Genomic DNA, 19,468 nt, shown 5'->3' on the forward strand with positions numbered 1-19,468 from the left:
TAGGGCGTGTTGATCTTTCATGATTATTTTTTAGACGGCATGATGTGAGTTATAATAATTCAGCCAAAAACAACCATAACTCGATTCATCATGCCAAGAACAATGCTAACAGATAAACGGTGGGAAAAGCTACTACAAATAATGAAAAATACCGGCCGAGTTTATAATAAATCCGAGCATCGGATGACGTTTGAAGGGATCCTTTTCCGAATGAGAACCGGTATTCCTTGGCGAGATTTGCCAGAAGAGTTTGGTGAATGGAGCACTGTCTATAGGCGATTTAATTTGTGGTCTAAAAAAGGAATATTAGTTGATATTTTCAAACATTTATCACAACTAGCGGATTTTGAATGGGTGTTCCTAGATGGCTCGATTATCAGGGCTCATCAACATAGTACAGGCGCTGCAACGGAGTATTCCGAGCAAATAGGTCAGAGCTGTGGTGGTAATTCAACTAAAATTCATCTTGCGGTTGATAGTGGTGGTTTGCCTATTTGTTTTGAGCTTTCTGAAGGACAACGACATGATATCACTTATGCAGAAAACCTAGTTGAAAAGCTCGATGAAGTCAATACAGTGATAGCCGATAAAGGTTATGACAGCGAGCCTTTTCGGTGCTTTGTTCGTCAAAAAGGCGGACGAACGGTGATTGCTAAACGTAATTATGGTAAGGATATAGATAAAAGCAGTATGGATAGCTGCCTTTATCGCTATCGTCATTTAGTCGAGAATGCCTTTGCTAGAATCAAGCAATATCGTTCAATATCAACTAGATACGATAAGTTAGAAAGGAATTATGCCAGTATGGTATCACTGGCATTTATGTTAATGTGGCTGCCAATGTATTGTTGAGTAATTTATGTACAGCAAAGATCAACAGCCCCTAATAACATTGGAATATTTACTCCAGTTATAATTTCAAGATTAGAGTAATTACCCATCAGTTTTACCAGTGTATTAAAAGGCGTTCCACCTTTTAGATCTACCAAACATAAAACAGTTGAATTTTCTTTTGTTAATAACGCTAATTTTTGTTCAATCTGCTGTTGAAAACTTTCTAATGATTGTCCTATTGCAAATGAGGCTACTTCACATAGATCTTGCTGACCATAAATCATCTCAGTAGTTTCTATTAGGCTTTTTGCTGTTGGGCCATGTGTACTGATTAATACTGGAATCATTGATTAAATTTTCCTTATTTAATAATCCAAACAACGATAGTAACGACGAATTTTCATTGGATGACGATTTAGGTGTTCAATATAAGCATCAATTCGATTATTAATAGCTCGAAAAACAAACGGAGATAAATGACCTCGATATTTTTCAGAGATACCTGGCAATTCATAATCTTTGGTATCAATAATGGTATAATTACCACAAATTTGAGGAAGAAACTTTGCAACTCTTTCACTTAATGGACGCTGAGTATCTTCACCAACATAAACAGTAACTGCGGTATCACGATCGATAACTTCTAATGTACCATGGAAGAATTCAGCTGATTCAATTGATTTTGATCGTAACCAATGTTGCTCTTCCCAATAACACATCGCATGAGAATAAGTCGCCCCCCACTGATTACCAGCCCCCACAAAATAGTGCATCGCATCATTATGATGTTTTTCAGCAATTTCTTGACCAAATTTATCTGCTTTTTTAGCGACAGCAACAATATTTTTAGCAAAATATTGATCCATTTGTTGATAAAATTCATCATAATCTGAGAATTCACCAGCCAAATACATTAAACGATCTGCAGTCATAAAGAATTTTAACTGTTCATTCATTGGATAAGAAATAACATGATTCGCCATTTTACCAAGAGGTGACTCTGCTTTATCTAAAAACGCTAAAACGGTTGCACCAACTTCTTTTTGAATCTTATCAATCGCTTGCACTACTTCTTGAGTTGAACCAGTAACTGAAGAAATAACAATCAAAGTATCTTTAGTAATTCTTTTATTACCGGTTACTAGGTATTCAGCGGCATGTTGAATAAAAGTTTCAATAGCAGATTTTTCTTTCATGTGAACAACCGCTTGCATGGATGATGCATAAGTACCACCAATGCCTAACCAACAAACATTGCTATAACCACGACTATGTATTTGATCAATGAATTGATTTATTTGTGGTCGCAACGCTAAAGCCCCATTCATGCTGTCTAGTTCTTTTTGTTCATCATATTTTCTCATTTTCAAACCCTCTTAATTTTAGATTTAGTTATTTGGTCAAACTCTGGATAAGTTGATTTTTCAAGGTTATGTCCTTTTAATTGTGACACTTGATAACTTAATAAGTGAATAGGAATTGTCATGAATAGTGACGTTAATAATTCATCACACTCAATATTTAAGCACAGATCACCAGATTTGGCTGAGTCAGAATTGTTCGCATAAATAGTTGAAATATTATATAATCATCAGGATGCAATCCTAGATAAGGACCATGCATATACTCTTCGAGTTCTTTACCAAAAGCTGTATTGCGTACCATTTCGGTAAATTTTGTTTCTCCTTCCCTAGCGATGCCATAAGTTGCCCCATAACCAATTAAAATGACTCTTTTGGCTTGGTAATATTGATCTTGGTGTTGATTCACCCAATCCTGGGATTGTTCTATCACTAGCGGTAATCGATAGGTAATTTTTTTAAATTGATCGATATAACTAACAAATTGCTGAACACTAATTTTGCCAATTTTTTGAGCAATTACTAATGCTATCAGCATCAAATCAAGTATAATTACACTATAACCAGCGCTCACGTACGGCATTTCTTCAATTGGCATTCCCATAGGTAGTACATGGTTACTTACCTTATATAAAGGACTTTCTGGATTACTAGTTAAGGAATAAATTGATTGTTTGTTTTTAAGAAATTCTTGAACCAAATGAACAGTTGAGTAACTTTCTCCTCCTTGGGAAATAGCCAAATATAATGTATTCGGATCGTTATAATACAAATAACTTGCAGCCATTGATGGATCTTCAACATACACTGGTATTTGCAATATTTTACTGATTAAGGGCCTAGCGCCATAAGCGGCATTAGCGCTTGAACCTGTTGCAAATATAACAACTGTGTTAAGTTGTTTAGCTTTTTTCAAATTAATAATATTAGTAAATAACATTTGGTAGTTATTCAAAATATCTTGATAATATTTGGATTCTAATCGAACATAATCAGCAATACTTTTCATATTATTTTCCTTATTGTCCTAATAACCCGCTCCAAGCACCAAAAATACCAATAAGCGCAATTAACAAAAGAATCCAATGAGCCTTTAACTCTTTTTTAACTAACACAAAGATGAATATCGTAAAAAGTAAGGGTAAGATTTGTGGAACAATACCATTAATAATATCTTGTAATGACGTTGCATCTGTTCCTGAACCTATTTTTAAAGGCATATTTAATGTCACCATGGTTGCCACCATGGCGCCCACCACGCAAAGCCCTAAAACCGAAGCACCATAAGATAATTTATCCATAAGCCCTGTTTTTTGGACTTTCTCAATAAATGAAGCACCAATGTTATATCCAATAAATAAACCAAAGTAACGCGCCAGAATGGCCGGCACATTAAAAATAAGCAAAAACAAAAGTGGACCTAAAATATTGCCTTGTGCAGCTAACGAAGCTCCAATACCTGTGGCAATAACTCTCAGCGTTCCCCAAAAGAATGAATCGCCTAAACCACTTAATGGACCCATGAGTGCTATTTTGACATCGTTGATTGAATTTTTATCAAAATTACTGTCTGTTGCGTTTTGTTCTTCCATCGCAATACAAATCCCCAAAGGGAAAGTAATTAACCAAGGTGTTACATTGTAAAATTCAAGGTGCCGTTGATAGGCATCAGTTAATTCTGCTTTATTATTACCATAGATTTTGTCTAACGCAGGACCCATTGCATAGGAATATCCTAAATTCATTTGTCGTTCATAGTTCCATGACCATTCAGCAGTAAAAGAGCGCCAAAATGTTTTGGTTAACTCTTTATTGGTTATTAATTTAGAATTCTTCATTTTCATAATTGATCTCCTGTGCACTCAACATATTGCCAGAATTGTTATTTTGTGTTTCATTGCCTTGTTCGATTATTATTTTTTTACCATTAAATGCTGAGTAACCGGTCAGTACTAAGACTAAACAAGCCCCAAAAATTGCCACACCAGTAACCGGTACGTTCATATAGACAGCCAACGCAAAACCAAAAATAAAGAAGGTAGCGTTGTTTTTTTTAATCATAATTTTCATCAATATGGCAAAACCAAATGCAGGTAGTAATCCTGTTGCGATACCTAAACCATCGATGATAAAGATTGGAATTGCATCTAATAAAGTGTTAATTGCTGAACTACCAAATAAGTAAGAAAACCCAACAACTAATCCAATAGGGAGATTAATTGAAATAAATCCACCAAATAAATTCATTAGATCCATGCCACGACCATTACCTTCGCTTGCGTATTTATCGGCTTTATGAACAAAATAAGGCAAAATAAAAAGAAAGCATAAGTTTTTGACTAACAGAACCAGAGAGGCTATTGGTAAGCAAAGTGGCAAAGCAATTTCAGCACTTTTACCTGCACCAATAGCAAAGGCTGTTCCTAAAACACTGCCAGAAATAAGTTCAGGGGGTATAGATGCACTGATAGAAAACGAGCCAACTAAAGCTAATTCTAACGATGCCCCAATAATAATACCTTGAGTGATATCGCCCATGACCAAACCAGCTAAAGTAAACGTTATTAAAGGTCTTGATAGCATTGATGACCCTAAAAAATATTCACCATTTGCTAGCATCGCAACCAACGCTAAAAGCACTGCAGTTAATTCGATACTCATTTTTTGTACTCTCCAAACTATTTTTCAAATTTTTGCGTTGATTCACTTGGAACTTGTTGAATATAAACATCAATACCGTCTTGTTGTAATGCTGTTAATAAATCGGCTTCTTTATCCGTTAGATTAATCGTTTTAGAATAGTTTTTAGTTCCTTCACGAGGTTTTGTTCCACCTAAATTAAGGCTAGTTATCAATCCATTTGTTCCGCGGATTAATTTTTCGGCATCTGTAACCGATTCAACCACAATCAACATTTGGTACTTATCGGTTACTCCTGAATTAATCGCTTCAATACTGTCACAAATTGACTTCATTACTAATTTTGCTTGTTCCGGCTTAGCTAATCGTATAGCTGATTTACGTAGTTCATCATTGGCTACAACATCATTGGCAACTAAAATTGTGTTAGCTCCAACAGTTTCAAACCAAGAAACAACAACTTGTCCATGTAATAAGCGGTGATCGACACGTAACAATTTAATCATTGGTATACCTCCTAAGTGAAATCCACAACATATTTTGTATTGCTAGCGAGTTTGTATTCAATAGCAATTGGATCGCTATTAATATCAAAATAATGATTAGATATTTTCAGTAATGGATCGTTAATATTGATGCGCAGCTGTTTCGCTAATTCAGCGTTAGCTACAATCAATTGCAAATCTTGCTCTAATTTATCGACTTTTTTCTTACCTGAGTTTGTAATTTCAAGAGCAGATAGCACTTTGATGATTGAAATCTGAAAATCAGGAAAATTATTAAGAGGCAGCAAAAATACTTCTTTAACTACACTATGTTTAGCTATTTCTAAAAAACTAATGTAGTAAATCAGTTCAGACGGTTTTATTTTTAGTAATTGACCGTAATAGGCGCCAGCCTGCCTTAGGTAGGAATCTTTAATAACCTTTTTATGGCTTTGATAGCTATAAGGTTTGATAATGCCGGTCATTTCTAAAATATTTTGGGTAGATAAGGATGGAGCAACAAATAAACCAACGCCTTTTTTTCTAACCACCATATTTTTCTCAACCAAAAGATCTATAGCCTTACGAACAGTTGTTCTGCTAACATCATAATCCTTTTGTATCTGACCTTCTGGAGGTAATTCTGCACCGACACTATATCGTTCAGATTTTATCTTCTCTGCTATATCAATGGCTATTTTTTCGAATAACTTCATTTATTTTTTTCCTTATAATTGAAGATATTTTTAGCCGATAAGTGGTAACGAAATCGATTTCCAATTAAATATTGATCGGAGTGCTCAAAAGGTTGAAAATCATCATCATAACTATAACTTGAGACTTTATAAATTGGTGTTCCTTCTTTAACAGCTAAATATTGAGCCCTATCTTCGGTTGCTGCTTCATAAGTTATCTCTTCTCGCCCATGACTTGGTGTGAAATGGTAATGTTCTTTTAGAAACTTATAGAGCGAAATATTATTTAAATCTTGTTTTTCTAAATCTTTAAATTTTTCAGAAGACAAATAGCTAATTTCATATGATAAGGGAATTTTACCTAATAAGCGCAATCTTATAATCCGGATCAAAGCTTGATTTGAAGCAAAAAACGTTCTTAATTCTGCTGGCATATTAATAATTTTATTAGAAATAACTTTTATGCTAATTTGGGCATTATTTTTTTTCTGGATTTCTTCACTAAACGAAGACATCTTGAGCATATTAATTTCAAAAACCTTATGATCTTCAACATGTTTTTCTGTTTGAAAAACATAACCTTCCATTACTAAATCGTTTAAAGCATTTCTTACTGTTGTTCGACTTACATTAAAGTATTCAGCCAGTGCACGCTCTGTCGATTTTTCTTTAATAATCGATGGATTAACTTTAATTTGTTCTTCAACATATGCTTTAGAAGCAATATCACGATATTCCAAAAATCATTCTCCATAATTGGGCTTTTTTATTTAAAAGATATATCTTAAATAACTTAATATAGCTATAAAAATATTAAAATAAGTACATGTTGTCAATTTTAAGTACCAAAAGTGTAGTAGAGATCACAATATTTGTTATTAATTAAATAAAATCATGAAGATAAAAAACTCATAAAACAACAACCATTTGATTTATTTAGAGAACATAATATATGTTGTAGGATTTTCTTACGTTAATTACCTCAATTTGAGAAACTACTATACAAAATTAAAACCTTATCATAGACAAGAGATATAGCGCCTATATCGTAAAGAAAAATAACTGTCACTGATTTGGCTAAACACAATAACAAAACCTATCTGGGTGAAATGCTACACGTTGATACCAAATGTTTATCCTTACTTAAAAACGAAACCAAATAAAAAACGCGAGAGGATTTATTCGTTGGTATTGATGATTTTTTATGCGAGAACTATGCGGGTATTTACCTCGATCCCAACTTAGCTCAGCACTGTTTCTACAATATGATGTGTTAGCCAATGTCCTTATACCATTGAATGCATTTATTCCGATAGTGGGCGTATATATCAAGGCACAGGTGAACATCTTGCTAAAACGTGTAATAACCGTCATATCAATCAAAAATTTCAAAACCTGAAAACCAATGGAAAAGCAGAAAGAGTAATACGAACTTTGAATTGAGATGTGGTGTAATCAGCAAATATTTAGCGATTCAAAAGAAAAATAACAAAAAATTAAGAGATTTATTTTAGGTTATAATAAAATTACCCCCTGTAAAACTATTTTGGGATGACGTAATATGATTTGTTAGAGGATTATTTAACTATGAAATATGAACAACTAGACGTTTTCATACATATGGAGAAAAGAAAATCTTTTATTTAAAGATGGTCGGCGAGAGAGGATTCGAACCTCCGACCCACTGGTCCCAAACCAGTTGCGCTACCAAGCTGCGCTACTCGCCGTTAGATTTTATATTTCATAAAATGGGGTGGCTAATGGGATTCGAACCCACGACAACTGGAATCACAATCCAGGGCTCTACCAACTGAGCTATAGCCACCACAGAAGCAGGACAAAATATTACGCATAAAAAATAATATTGTCCAGTAAATTTTTAAAAAAATATGCTAGTTGCTTATATTAAAAGCGCTAAAAGCCTAATATTTTAGCGTTAAGCAAATATTTATGTTTTATGCGACATGATATCAATAATCTGTGTGTCAGTTATTTTCATACTTTGACTAACAATTGCACCAAGATTATTGATTGATGTTTCCACGCTATCACAAACAATACCTTCTTTACCTGTCACTCTAACTTGGCTTAATGCCATTAATACTGCTTTAAATCCAGAAGATACTGAAGTTGATACTTTCATTGCGCAACTGTTTGAAGCACCATCACAAATAATACCAGATAAATCGCCAATCATATTACAAATAGTCATATCAATAGGCTCATAATGCCCATTACCAAGCAATAATGCCATGCCAGCGGCGGATCCCATAGCGGCAGTTGATGCAGCACAAAGCGCTGACAATGGTGGAAACTTGCTATGTATGTAAATTGCAATAGTGTGTGACAAAATAAGCGCTCTTGCTAATTGCTCTGGCGTTGCTTGTAGATAATCAGCCACAACAACAACTGGCATAGTTGCGGTAATACCTTGATTACCTGAACCGGAATTACTCATTGCTGGCAGTCTTGCACCTCCCATTCTGGCATCTGATGCAGCAGTTGTACGAATAATCACTTTTGATAGTAAATCATCAGATAATAGCCCTGTTTTTATTTGTCCATGTAATGTTGCTGCAATGCTTAAGCCATAGGTTCTTTTTAATCCTTCTTGAGATAAAGCATCGTTGAGCTTAGCTGAGTGCAAAATAAATGCTATATCTTTAAAATTAGCTTGAGTTGCAAAGTCATAAATTAATCTCACCGATATATTTTCGATTATTGCATCATGTTTTGATTCATTTAAGTTAAGTTTATCTGCCTTAAAGATGACTTCACCATTTTTTTCAATTAAACTGACGTTGGTGTGTGAGTTTTCAATGCAGACTTTAATATGATCAGTTGAGGTATAAATATTAGCTTGAGTATAAATAGCTTTATTATTATTTGCTATTTTTACGCTGACTTTGTTGTCAGTAAGCAATTTTTTTGCTCGAATAATTTGATTTGCTGTTATATTTTTTAATACTTCAAGTCCTGCATCGGCATCACCACCGATTGCTCCAATGGCAGCCGCAATCGGTAATCCAACCATACCGGTACCTGGCACAGTTACCCCCATACCATTTTTCATTAAATTAGGCGAAACATAAGCGTCAATTTTTTCAATAATTTTGTTGCTACTATATTGCATCGCAATAGCTGCAGCCAAAGCTAAAGATATAGGCTCAGTACAACCAACTGCAGGTAAAACTTCATGTTTTACCAATTGAATTAATTGTTGCCATATTACTTGTTGTTCCATTTTTTATCTCCATATTAACTTTAGTAATGTTAAATGGTGAAACATTTAATGTTAAGTAAGCAGACTATTTTAGTCTATCTTAATTAAGAATTGAATAATACCTATTACAACCATTAGAAAGTAATATGATGGTTATGATAGTTATTGTCAAAAGATATATTAAAACATATAGTTATATCTGAAACCTTTTTACATTATTTAATAGTAAATTAAATAATCAGGAATAGTTTAAAATATGTAATATTTTAGTAAAAGAACCTGACTTTTTTTTTATTATTGCAATAATGTAAAAACCTATAATTAGATAACAATGGCGATTGCGGTTATGATAAATATTTTATTAATAGATGATGATATTGAATTATCACAAATGCTTAGCGAATATTTGACTAATGAAGGTTTTAATGTCAAAAGTGTTTATTTAGGTAAAGATGGTATTGATGAAGCACTATCAGGTAAATATCGTGCAGCAATCTTAGACGTGATGTTACCAGATATTAATGGTATTGATGTCCTGAAAAGCATCCGTCAACAATGTAATATGCCTGTTATTATGTTAACTGCTAAGGGAGATAATATTGATCGCGTTTTGGGTTTGGAATTAGGTGCTGATGATTACATTCCAAAACCATGTTATCCGCGTGAATTATTAGCAAGATTACGTGCAGTTTTACGACGTTTTGATGAGCGTTCGGTCGAAATGGTTGATGATAAAAAATATCATTTTAATGGTTTAATGTTAGATCTACCTCAACGGCTTTGTACGTGGAATGGACAAGTGATTGATTTGACATCAACCGAGTTTAATTTATTAGTTCTATTAGTGAAGCATAGCGAACGAGTGGTAACTAAAGAAGAATTATCTGAAATTGGACTTGGTCGAGCAAGAGAACTTTATGATCGTAGTGTTGATGTCCATATCAGCAATATTCGCCAAAAATTACATCAAGTTGCACAAAATGATGTGACAATAGAGACGATTAGAGCCGTCGGTTACCGTATTCGTTAACAAACAAATAGGCTTGACATGAATCATCGATTATTCTGGAAAATACTTATCACGTTTGGGGTAATCTTTTATCTTACCTTCCAATTGACTTGGATTGCGTTTTCTATTTATGTAGAAAATAAAACTCAAAGATTTCTCAATCATATGCCGACGAAAGTCGATATGATTGCCCAGTTATTACATGTAGCTGGTGAAGATGAAACACTTAATTTTATAGCACATTTACCTGAGCGAGAAAGAACGTTACTGTCAATAAAATTAGTTTCTCCACTGAATGATCAAGTTAATATTTTAACCGATGAATTAGAAACACCTACATATGCTTATCAACGCATGACCGTCGCTCCTGACGGAACTCTTTATTCTGTTTCATTTAAAGAGGATAAAGAGGATCATGTTAAAAAGGCATTGTTCAACATGCCCTTGCCCATTGTATTAATGGGCATATGTGTTGGACTTGTTTTTAGCCTTTTTCTAGCATGGAATTTAACTAGACCGATGAGGTTATTAAGGCAAGGTTTTTTCAAGGTATCTCAGGGAGATCTTTCTGTCAGATTATTCAATAAACTAAAACCTAGGCGTGACGAACTTAGTGAATTAGGTAAAGATTTTGATATGATGGTTGAGCAACTTAATATATTACTTTCTGATCGTCAGTCTCTCCTTCATGATGTTTCCCATGAGCTTAGAACTCCACTTGCTCGATTGCAACTAGCAATTGGACTTGCTCAACAAAATAAACAAAATATTGATACATCTTTAGCTAGAATAGAGTTAGAGTCAGAACGTTTAGATCAGTTAATTGGCGAAATTCTAAATTATTCTCGTGCTGAAATGAATAATCGCACTGATGAATATTTTGATTTAAAAGACTTAATAAGTGTAGTAATCAATGATGCTAATTATGAAGCTAATCACCAGTTAATTGAAGTACATTTTACTTTATCATCTATTACTCATCCAATTGTTAAAGGTAATTCAGAACAAATACGTCGTGCTATTGAAAACATTATTCGCAATGCTATTCGTTTTTCAAAAGCTAAGCAAGCCGTAGAAGTTTCATTAAAAGAAACTGGTAAGTATTTACAAATTGAAGTTAAAGATCGAGGTCCTGGAGTTGAAGAAAACAAGTTATCAAGTATTTTTGAACCCTTTGTCCGTATTCAATCTCCACAATTAGGTAAAGGTTATGGCCTAGGACTGGCTATTGCTAGAAAGACCGTCATTATGCATAACGGTACTATCCAAGCATCTAACCGTGATGGTGGGGGCCTTATTGTAACAATATGTTTGCCTTATTGGAGAAAACATTAATAATAAAAATATATTAATAACAATCAGCATTCACAGTTAATACATACTCTTTAACTAGACTTTCTAGCTTGATTTTATCGTGTCCTATGAAACTTAAAGCTTTCATGATAACTTCTGGATCTCTTTCCAATACAGTTTTGTATTGGTCAATATATTGACTAGCAATAGGTCTATATGACCAGTGCCATTCTTCAGGTTGATATCCTCCTTTGCGTCCTTCATTAAAAGCTTGGCAAAATCCATATTTAGGCAGATTTTTTTGAAGCCATTTATATAGAATAATGCCTTTTTTATCATCCTTAAAATATGTTGATGAAACGCTGGTAATATCAATATCTGTTCCCCAATGATGCCTTGATGTGCCAGGCATAGACGAAAATTTTAGAATTTCTTCAGCAATTTTTTCTGGGTCATTTATTTTAGCTGATAAAGCATCCCATTTCCGTTGCCAAATACCGTTTTGGTAAGTATAATTTCGTGTTGCACTTACTATGATAAAAGGAATATCTGGATGAACTTTTTTAAAGTCATTGTAGGCTTTTATAAGTTGTTCGGTTGGTTCTTTTTGTAGATACATTCCTTTTTTATTAACAGGTAGTATAGTTGAGTCTAACGCAATAAAACCATTATCTTTTTTTTCGTCAAACTGTCCAATCAGTTTATTTAATGTGATCTGTTGTGCCATGGTAAAAGTAGGAAATAGAAGTAAAGATAATTTTAAAGTCAAACCACCTATTTTTTCTAACATTGTTGATTTCTTCATCTTTCAAGCATTGCCAATATTCTATATAGCCAGATTAAGTTAAAAACAGTATAATCCTTTTCCTAAAAAAAGAAATAGCCATAATGTGTAAAAACGAGGCCTTATGTTAACAACATCTACATCTAATACGTCTCAAAATTGTTTAGACGCTGCCAATACAATGAATCTTAATACAACTAATTCCATAAACGAAAGAATAAATTTACTAAACTTCACACGCCAACAATTAAGAGAGTTTTTTATATCACTTGGTGAAAAACCGTTTCGAGCTGATCAAGTAATGAAATGGATCTATCATTTTGGTGTAGATAATTTTGATCAAATGACCGATATCAATAAAAAACTACGTGAACAACTAAAGACTTTAGCAGAAATTAAAGCTCCGAAGATTGCCATAGAACAGCGTTCTTCTGATGGCACAATAAAATGGGCACTTGATGTTGGTAATAACCAACTGATTGAGTCTGTTTATATTCCTGAACGTGATCGTGCAACATTATGTGTTTCATCTCAAGTTGGTTGCGCATTAGAGTGTAAATTTTGTTCTACAGCCCAACAAGGATTTAATCGTAATTTAACCGTTTCTGAAATTATTGGCCAAGTATGGCGTGCATCAAATGCAATTGGTGTCACCGGAAAATTAGCAGATAGGCCCATTACTAATGTAGTTATGATGGGTATGGGTGAACCGCTACTTAATTTATCTAATGTTGCACCAGCTATGGAAATTATGTTAGATGATTTTGGCTATGGTTTATCCAAAAGGCGTGTAACACTATCGACATCAGGAGTTGTTCCCGCTTTAGATAAGCTAGCCGGTATGATTGATGTGGCGCTAGCGATATCACTTCATGCACCTAATGATACTATTCGTAGTGAAATTATGCCAATTAACCTAAAATACAATATGTCTATGCTGCGTGATTCAATTCTGCGTTATCTTTCATCTTCAAACGCAAATCACGGAAAAGTAACTATTGAATATGTATTACTTAATCAAATTAACGATGGCGTTGAACATGCTCATGAGCTTGCTCAATTCCTAAAAAATGTACCTAGCAAAATTAATTTAATTCCTTGGAATCCGTTCCCTGGTGCACCTTATTCAAGATGTTCAAATACACGAATTGATCGCTTCATGAAAACATTAATGGGATATGGATTTACCGTAATAGTTCGTAAAACACGGGGGGATGATATCGATGCTGCATGTGGCCAGTTAGCTGGAGAAGTTGTTGACCGCACTAAAAGGACTCTTTATAAAAAGCAGAACCTTGTTAAGCAAACAGCATAAGGATAAATCTTTATAAAAAGGAGAGATAGATGAAGAAATTGTTAGTTATAACTAGCTATTTTTTGATGATAGTACTAGCGGGTTGCCAAATGAAAGACAACAATGAATTTGATCCAGAAAAAGCAGCTTTGGCTAGAATGCGACTTGGATTAGGATATCTTGCTAAAGCAAATGAGTCAGAAGAAAATATCAAAATAGCGCATTATAATCTAAAATTAGCTGCACAATACTCTCCAAATAATCCCCAAGTTATGTTAGCCATGGCAATGTTTGATCAACATGTTGGTGAATACAACGAAGCCGAGATGATTTACAAACGTATTACTCTAATGCAACCAGGTAATGGATTATATCATGTCCATTATGGTTCTTTTTTATGTGGTCGAGATCGTTATCAAGAAGCAAAAAAACAATTTGAACAGAGTATTGAGTTCGATCGTCATCGTTGGAAAGCTGATGCTTATGAACAATATGGTTATTGTGCAATCCAAAATAATGATAAAAAAATAGCTGACTTAATGTTTAAGCAACTTTTTCAATATGATGCTAATCGTCGAGACAACGTTATAAAAACAGCTGAACTTTATAAAAATAAAGGTGATAAAAAAATAGCAAATTATCTATTTTCAGTAACAAATAAATAAATCATCACCCATTATTATAATAGTAATAAATTTTTAATAATTATAAGCAAGAGTATATGTCATGAATTTTTGGGCTATTTTATTATTAGCACTAGCAATGTCAACCGACGCCTTTGCTGTCGCCGTTTGTCGTGGGATTTCACTTAAATCAACACCAATTTTAGGCGCATTCAAAATTGGTATTCTATTTGGTGTTGTTGAGGCTATTACCCCATTGCTTGGCTGGTTAGTTGGTTATATTGCATTGCAATATATTGAACAATGGGATCATTGGGTTGTATTTGCTGTCATGCTATTTTTAGGCATTAATATGATATATAACAGCCAGAAACAATCAGATGGAAATTGCCAAGAAGATGAATTAACATCATCAAAAAAATCTTTTCTAATGCTAATTTTCACAGCAATTTCAACCAGTATAGATGCGTTTGCCGTTGGTGTTGGCTTAGCATTAGCAAGTGTTAATATCTTTTTTGCTGCATCAATGATTGGACTCGCTACCTGTACAATGGTTACTATTGGGTTATTATTGGGTAATAAAATTGGTTGTTTAATTGGTAAACGGGCTGAGCTTTTGGGCGGGTTAGTACTTATTTCTATTGGAGTAATAACTCTTTATCAACATCTTTCAGTTTAATATTTCAAATAAAAATACTTTTTATACTGTTAGGTTTCGAACGTTTTATTGATTGATATATTTTATCCAAATTTAAATAACGTCCGAAACCAATCACTTTCCTTAATAAAGGTTACAGAAAACTAACTCTATCTTATCTTCCTTTAATTTTTGTAAAATTCCATATCAAAACTATGTGTCTGCTGGTTATAAATTGCTTTAAACACTCCTTGATCATGAGGATTCTGCAAAATATGATTAACAATAAATGGCCTAACATTGGTTTTTATATACCCCGGCAATCCTCGGGCACCACGAATGATATCATAATGATCGTGACAGAATGTACTGATACAAGAATCTTTTATTTCGATAGTGTAGCCACGATGACTATATGATTGATTTAATTTGTCAATTTCTCGACGAATAATCCGTTCAATAACTTCCATTGGTAGACGTTTAAAATGAAGAATATTTTCTCGTCCATTAAAACGATTAAGCAGTTCTGAACGATAAGTATTATTCAGTTCATTTGTCGCTAATTCACATGCAGCCTCATCAGAAAGATTAGGATCCAAATAGTAAGATTGTCCAATATTTGAGGTCATAATAATCATGATATCAGAAAAATCGACAGTTCGACCTACATTATCGGTTAATCGTCCGTCCGATAAGATCTGTAAAAAGATATTAAAGACATCAGGATGTGCTTTTTCAATCTCATCAAATAAATAGATTCCAACCGGTTTTGTTCTAACTGAGTTTGTTAAAATTCCACCTGCTTCAAATCCTTCGTATCCTGGAGGTGCACCAATTAATTTAGCAACAGCATGTTTTTCCATGTATTCTGACATATCAAAACGAACCAACGATTTTTCGTCACCATAAACATATTCCGCTAAAGCTTTGGCCATTTCAGTTTTACCTACACCAGATGGACCTAAAAATAGGTAAGACATTGCAGGGCCTGATTCTTCAAGCGTGTCAACTTTAGCCACCTTTACCGAATTGGCGACATGTTTAACAATGTTATCTTGACCAAAAATTCGCGATAATAAATTTGCCTCCAAATTAATCAAGTTTTCAACTTCATTCTCATCTAATTTGTTTGCTGATATACCTGAAACTTTGCTAAATTCAGCAATCACTTCTTGGCGATTTAATCGCAAATCTTTATTGGCTAGCATCACCAATTTTTGATGTTGTTCATTATTTTGTGCAATTTCAGCATCAATTTGTCGAATTTTTTCCTTTAATTTAGCGACTGCTGGAGAGTCAAATCCTCCAGCCGTTAATTGCGCGAATGTCTTTATAGCAACTGATTCTGAATTTTTATTATTGTCCTCTTCTTCTTGTAACTGAGTGATTTCATCTTGCAGTTTGAAGCGTAACGTTTCAGCATCACGTTGATATTGATATGTTTTACTAATTTCAGACTTTAAATTCTGCCAATCTTGCTGCCATTGTTCAAGCTGCTGCCGCAAATCATATTGTTCTGTTTCACTGGTACTTTTTTCGATCTTACCCAGTAACTCAGCAATTTTTGGATGCTGTTTATGTGTAAGTTGACGATAACTAGCAAGCGCACGATCAAGTAATGAAATAGCACGTTGAGGCTGTGCCCCACCTAAACCTAAACTATCACGATATTTACAGGTTAAATGTATCGCTTCATCAATAGCATCTTGATCCACTTCAATTTTGTGGTATCCTGATAACTCCTTTGCAACAGTAGTAACAATGGAATTTAAATTATCCCCAGTAGGTTCTTTGACATCGTAAAGTGTGTAAAGTTCAGGCATATTCGTGCTAGCCTTTAGCACACTACTAAGTTTATCATCACGAACTTCGAGGATAACTTGAAAATTATTTGATTTATCGGCGTTATTTAGAGCATTAATAAAATGAGCATTACCTGTATTATGTGCTGCTTCTAAAAAATTAGCCGTATCAGTAATAATCAGCACTGACTCAGGAGTTTGCATTAGCTTTTTTAAAATACTTTGAAACTCATTATTTATCTTAGTACTATCACCGCTAGAAAAAAGAGCATCACAATTTAACCAAAATAATTTTTTTACAATCAAATCAAATGGTGTATCTGGGTTATTTTTAGCCGCCTGTAAACCAAGACTAAGCATTGAAACACCTACACCTGCAGGCCCTGTCAACAAAAGAGAATTTGATGATTTTCGTATGAGAATAGACGATATTCTCTCTAAATCATGTTCCCTTCCTACTAAAGTAAAATTAGGGTATTGCGCTAAATATTCACGCCCTCTAACTAAATACATTGTGCATTCCTTTGTTATAGTTTAAAGGGTGAAGTAGTATGTGAGCTATCTTTTTTGGTTTCAGATTTTTCTGATAAAACATCACCTGTCACCGCAATAAATTCTCGTGTATCACTTTGAACATCTTTGGACATTTTTTCAATTTCTTCCAAATTTGCTCGCATTGTTTCTAGTGCCGCACGGGTGATTTCAGTCGCTTCTTTTTGGGTATCACCAAATTCCGCTAAATTTTGTAGCATGGCTTCTAAATCATTATTAATTTCATCACGACCAGTTGCAATTCGAATAGCTTCATTTTTAGCAATGTCATTTGTTACTCGAGTCATTTCGGCTAAAGTATTACCGGCCATTGATTGTGCTTCATTAATTGCAGCTGAGTTAACTGCTGTTACAACAACACTGAGTTGTGAAGCAACCGATGCGATGCCTCTTGAATGCATTGCTCTTGCACTTTCAACTTGTTTTTTGGTTGCTGCTTGCATATTACGAATTTTAATAGCTTCAGTTGTTAATTCACCATAGGTTTGCATAGTATCGACAGTTGCTGTGGATACAGTATCAATGTGTTCATCCAAATTACGGCGTGTTTCATCAAGCTTCATTGACTCTAACAAATTATCACCAACATCTTTACTCTCAAGCTCTTGTCTACGTTCACGATGGACTTTCTCTACTTTTTTGGTCGCTTCGTTCATAATGGCATAAATTTGTATCATATTGCCATTATTGTCACTAAGTCCTTCAATCTGTTTAACCATTTTTTCAAGATGATTACGAATTGCACCAAAACGCTCTTTACCTTGATTCACAAATTTTAATGCCGATTCAACCATATCAGCTTGACGTAATGTATGCTGTTCTGAAGTTAAATTTAGCAACTCTTTTAATTTTTCAACATCGATTGATTCAGAGCGTTGCTCGTGACGCTTTGTAATTTCTATCTGAATATCATCTAATTCTTTATTTTTGTTTTTTATTTGTTGATTTAATTTAGCTATTTTTTCTTCATTAGTCACAATTTTAGCTTTTGATGCGGCTTTAATTTTCCCTAGGCCAAAAAACTTTTTATCCTGTTGTAATAACTCTATTTCTTTTTTTAATTCAGATATTTGTTTTTCAATATTAATAATTTCACTTTGCACATTTGCTTTTTGCGTTACTTTTTCTTCGTCCCATTCTTGATCGGCTTTAATTTGAGCTAATGCATTTCGGGTTTCACCATTTTGGCGTAAGTTATATAAAGCATCGGTGAGTTCGGTAAGTGGTTTTATTTTTTCGATAAAATCATTAAGATCATTATTAAAATCAGCATACACTCGTTGTAATTCAGCAAATACTTCGGTATCAGTCATCTCAATACGTTGTTTAGACATCTCTTCAGAAATTGATTGAAGATATTCTTTAAATGTATCAAATTCTTGAATTTTTGCCCGATCAATTTCCTTATTGTCAGAAAATTCTAAAATATTAGTAACTTCTTCTACTTTTTGTTCCAGTGAAAGACTATCTGAAAAAATAACTTTAAAAAAAGTATTTTCTTGAATATTAGCAAGTGGAGTTTCTACTTTTGCTTTTTTTTCACGTTGTCTAACCGAATAGTCTTTTTCTTCTGTATTGGCTAATTTTTTTCTTGGAGCTACACCCATTATTTCTTTCCTTAATTGCTTATTTCTATATTCACTTATTATTTAATTACTTTAAATTCTATTTTAAATAAAAAAATAAAGTTTGGAACAATAATTTGATCTTATAGAAAAGATAAATTTCATCTTTTCATAATGTTATTATCTATTTAACATCTGATTTTGACAAGTAAAACAGTCATACAAAATCAGAAAATTAAAAAATAAATGATAATCATCAAGTATAGAGCAAGCTTTTTGCTAGTATAACAGATTATTATCTATACTTTATTTAATCGATTAAAAATTTAAATTATTATTGGTATTTTTAGGGCGTGTTGATCTTTCATGATTATTTTTTAGACGGCATGATGTGAGTTATAATAATTCAGCCAAAAACAACCATAACTCGATTCATCATGCCAAGAACAATGCTAACAGATAAACGGTGGGAAAAGCTACTACAAATAATGAAAAATACCGGCCGAGTTTATAATAAATCCGAGCATCGGATGACGTTTGAAGGGATCCTTTTCCGAATGAGAACCGGTATTCCTTGGCGAGATTTGCCAGAAGAGTTTGGTGAATGGAGCACTGTCTATAGGCGATTTAATTTGTGGTCTAAAAAAGGAATATTAGTTGATATTTTCAAA

18 protein-coding genes, 2 tRNA genes and 1 pseudogene are annotated in these 19,468 nt (G+C 33.6%); 7 read left to right on the top strand and 14 right to left on the bottom strand.

What is annotated here, in order from left to right:
- The first annotated feature begins 90 nt into the window (after positions 1-90).
- Positions 91-852 carry an IS5 family transposase gene (locus A9G31_RS01865; RefSeq protein WP_065560193.1) on the top strand — a complete coding sequence of 254 codons (762 nt, stop codon included), beginning with the start codon at positions 91-93 and terminating at the stop codon, positions 850-852.
- Positions 853-857: 5 nt separating this feature from the next.
- Here A9G31_RS01865 and A9G31_RS01870 read toward each other — a convergent pair whose 3' ends face one another.
- The 11 genes and pseudogenes from A9G31_RS01870 to A9G31_RS01920 all read right to left on the bottom strand — a co-directional run bounded on the left by A9G31_RS01870 (position 858) and on the right by A9G31_RS01920 (position 9,259).
- Positions 858-1,181, bottom strand: coding sequence for a PTS sugar transporter subunit IIA (locus A9G31_RS01870; RefSeq protein ID WP_065560194.1), 324 nt, complete (start codon positions 1,179-1,181; stop codon positions 858-860).
- Between the two features lie 18 nt (positions 1,182-1,199).
- Complete coding sequence (locus A9G31_RS01875; RefSeq protein ID WP_065560195.1) at positions 1,200-2,198, bottom strand: SIS domain-containing protein; 999 nt, start codon at positions 2,196-2,198, stop codon at positions 1,200-1,202.
- 2 nt (positions 2,199-2,200) lie between these two features.
- Positions 2,201-3,204 (bottom strand): annotated as a pseudogene (locus A9G31_RS01880) (SIS domain-containing protein).
- A gap of 10 nt (positions 3,205-3,214) precedes the next feature.
- Positions 3,215-4,039, bottom strand: a complete 825-nt coding sequence (locus A9G31_RS01885) for a PTS system mannose/fructose/sorbose family transporter subunit IID (RefSeq protein WP_065560196.1) — start codon at positions 4,037-4,039, stop codon at positions 3,215-3,217.
- Positions 4,020-4,856, bottom strand: a complete 837-nt coding sequence (locus A9G31_RS01890) for a PTS mannose/fructose/sorbose/N-acetylgalactosamine transporter subunit IIC (protein WP_065560197.1) — start codon at positions 4,854-4,856, stop codon at positions 4,020-4,022. Before A9G31_RS01890 ends, A9G31_RS01885 begins: the two co-directional genes overlap by 20 nt.
- A gap of 17 nt (positions 4,857-4,873) precedes the next feature.
- Positions 4,874-5,341, bottom strand: coding sequence for a PTS sugar transporter subunit IIB (locus tag A9G31_RS01895; RefSeq protein ID WP_065560198.1), 468 nt, complete (start codon positions 5,339-5,341; stop codon positions 4,874-4,876).
- An 11-nt stretch (positions 5,342-5,352) separates the two neighbouring features.
- Positions 5,353-6,036, bottom strand: a complete 684-nt coding sequence (locus A9G31_RS01900; protein ID WP_065560199.1) for a GntR family transcriptional regulator — start codon at positions 6,034-6,036, stop codon at positions 5,353-5,355.
- A complete protein-coding gene (locus A9G31_RS11345; protein WP_081299304.1) occupies positions 6,033-6,755 on the bottom strand; it encodes a GntR family transcriptional regulator in 723 nt (240 codons plus the stop codon). The genes A9G31_RS01900 and A9G31_RS11345 overlap by 4 nt, the downstream gene beginning before the upstream one ends.
- 910 nt (positions 6,756-7,665) lie before the next feature.
- Positions 7,666-7,742, bottom strand: a tRNA-Pro gene (locus A9G31_RS01910).
- A gap of 22 nt (positions 7,743-7,764) precedes the next feature.
- A tRNA-His gene (locus A9G31_RS01915) sits at positions 7,765-7,840 on the bottom strand.
- Between the two features lie 123 nt (positions 7,841-7,963).
- Positions 7,964-9,259 (bottom strand): L-cysteine desulfidase family protein, encoded by a 1,296-nt coding sequence (locus tag A9G31_RS01920; RefSeq protein ID WP_065560200.1) that lies wholly within the window; start codon positions 9,257-9,259, stop codon positions 7,964-7,966.
- 328 nt (positions 9,260-9,587) lie between these two features.
- Here A9G31_RS01920 and A9G31_RS01925 point away from each other — a divergent pair, with 328 nt between their 5' ends.
- Both A9G31_RS01925 and A9G31_RS01930 read left to right on the top strand, forming a co-directional pair.
- Entirely contained in the window at positions 9,588-10,268 is a 681-nt protein-coding gene (locus A9G31_RS01925) for a response regulator transcription factor (protein WP_065560209.1), read from the top strand.
- An 18-nt stretch (positions 10,269-10,286) separates the two neighbouring features.
- Positions 10,287-11,582 (top strand): ATP-binding protein, encoded by a 1,296-nt coding sequence (locus A9G31_RS01930; RefSeq protein ID WP_065560201.1) that lies wholly within the window; start codon positions 10,287-10,289, stop codon positions 11,580-11,582.
- Positions 11,583-11,595: 13 nt separating this feature from the next.
- Here the strand turns inward: A9G31_RS01930 and A9G31_RS01935 are convergent, their stop codons facing one another.
- On the bottom strand, positions 11,596-12,330 hold the full coding sequence (locus A9G31_RS01935; protein ID WP_065560202.1) for a M15 family metallopeptidase: 735 nt from the start codon (positions 12,328-12,330) through the stop codon (positions 11,596-11,598).
- Positions 12,331-12,505: 175 nt separating this feature from the next.
- On the opposite strand from A9G31_RS01935, the gene A9G31_RS01940 reads away from it, so the two are divergent.
- The 3 genes from A9G31_RS01940 (at position 12,506) to A9G31_RS01950 (ending at position 14,920) form a co-directional block, all read left to right on the top strand.
- Positions 12,506-13,639, top strand: coding sequence for a bifunctional tRNA (adenosine(37)-C2)-methyltransferase TrmG/ribosomal RNA large subunit methyltransferase RlmN (locus A9G31_RS01940; protein ID WP_034910857.1), 1,134 nt, complete (start codon positions 12,506-12,508; stop codon positions 13,637-13,639).
- 29 nt (positions 13,640-13,668) lie between these two features.
- A complete protein-coding gene (locus A9G31_RS01945) occupies positions 13,669-14,283 on the top strand; it encodes a hypothetical protein (RefSeq protein WP_065560204.1) in 615 nt (204 codons plus the stop codon).
- A gap of 61 nt (positions 14,284-14,344) precedes the next feature.
- On the top strand, positions 14,345-14,920 hold the full coding sequence (locus A9G31_RS01950; RefSeq protein WP_065560205.1) for a manganese efflux pump MntP: 576 nt from the start codon (positions 14,345-14,347) through the stop codon (positions 14,918-14,920).
- Between the two features lie 143 nt (positions 14,921-15,063).
- On the opposite strand, the gene A9G31_RS01955 is transcribed toward A9G31_RS01950, so the two are convergent.
- On the bottom strand, positions 15,064-17,193 hold the full coding sequence (locus A9G31_RS01955; protein WP_065560206.1) for an AAA family ATPase: 2,130 nt from the start codon (positions 17,191-17,193) through the stop codon (positions 15,064-15,066).
- Between the two features lie 14 nt (positions 17,194-17,207).
- Complete coding sequence (locus tag A9G31_RS01960) at positions 17,208-18,839, bottom strand: hypothetical protein (RefSeq protein ID WP_065560207.1); 1,632 nt, start codon at positions 18,837-18,839, stop codon at positions 17,208-17,210.
- A 395-nt stretch (positions 18,840-19,234) separates the two neighbouring features.
- Here A9G31_RS01960 and A9G31_RS01965 point away from each other — a divergent pair.
- A partial coding sequence (locus A9G31_RS01965; RefSeq protein ID WP_141671350.1) for a transposase occupies positions 19,235-19,468 on the top strand: 234 nt, incomplete at its 3' end.

The organism is Gilliamella sp. Gris1-4 (genome assembly GCF_001690335.1).
Taxonomy (GTDB): domain Bacteria; phylum Pseudomonadota; class Gammaproteobacteria; order Enterobacterales; family Orbaceae; genus Gilliamella; species Gilliamella apicola_P.

What these genes read in the sequence shown, in the direction of transcription:
- A9G31_RS01865 (WP_065560193.1), top strand. Translation starts at nt 91, where the DNA reads ATGCCAAGAACAATGCTAACAGATAAACGGTGGGAAAAGCTACTACAA.
- A9G31_RS01870 (WP_065560194.1), bottom strand. Translation starts at nt 1,181, where the DNA reads ATGATTCCAGTATTAATCAGTACACATGGCCCAACAGCAAAAAGCCTA.
- A9G31_RS01875 (WP_065560195.1), bottom strand. Translation starts at nt 2,198, where the DNA reads ATGAGAAAATATGATGAACAAAAAGAACTAGACAGCATGAATGGGGCT.
- A9G31_RS01885 (WP_065560196.1), bottom strand. Translation starts at nt 4,039, where the DNA reads ATGAAAATGAAGAATTCTAAATTAATAACCAATAAAGAGTTAACCAAA.
- A9G31_RS01890 (WP_065560197.1), bottom strand. Translation starts at nt 4,856, where the DNA reads ATGAGTATCGAATTAACTGCAGTGCTTTTAGCGTTGGTTGCGATGCTA.
- A9G31_RS01895 (WP_065560198.1), bottom strand. Translation starts at nt 5,341, where the DNA reads ATGATTAAATTGTTACGTGTCGATCACCGCTTATTACATGGACAAGTT.
- A9G31_RS01900 (WP_065560199.1), bottom strand. Translation starts at nt 6,036, where the DNA reads ATGAAGTTATTCGAAAAAATAGCCATTGATATAGCAGAGAAGATAAAA.
- A9G31_RS01920 (WP_065560200.1), bottom strand. Translation starts at nt 9,259, where the DNA reads ATGGAACAACAAGTAATATGGCAACAATTAATTCAATTGGTAAAACAT.
- A9G31_RS01930 (WP_065560201.1), top strand. Translation starts at nt 10,287, where the DNA reads ATGAATCATCGATTATTCTGGAAAATACTTATCACGTTTGGGGTAATC.
- A9G31_RS01935 (WP_065560202.1), bottom strand. Translation starts at nt 12,330, where the DNA reads ATGTTAGAAAAAATAGGTGGTTTGACTTTAAAATTATCTTTACTTCTA.
- A9G31_RS01940 (WP_034910857.1), top strand. Translation starts at nt 12,506, where the DNA reads ATGAATCTTAATACAACTAATTCCATAAACGAAAGAATAAATTTACTA.
- A9G31_RS01945 (WP_065560204.1), top strand. Translation starts at nt 13,669, where the DNA reads ATGAAGAAATTGTTAGTTATAACTAGCTATTTTTTGATGATAGTACTA.
- A9G31_RS01950 (WP_065560205.1), top strand. Translation starts at nt 14,345, where the DNA reads ATGAATTTTTGGGCTATTTTATTATTAGCACTAGCAATGTCAACCGAC.
- A9G31_RS01955 (WP_065560206.1), bottom strand. Translation starts at nt 17,193, where the DNA reads ATGTATTTAGTTAGAGGGCGTGAATATTTAGCGCAATACCCTAATTTT.
- A9G31_RS01960 (WP_065560207.1), bottom strand. Translation starts at nt 18,839, where the DNA reads ATGGGTGTAGCTCCAAGAAAAAAATTAGCCAATACAGAAGAAAAAGAC.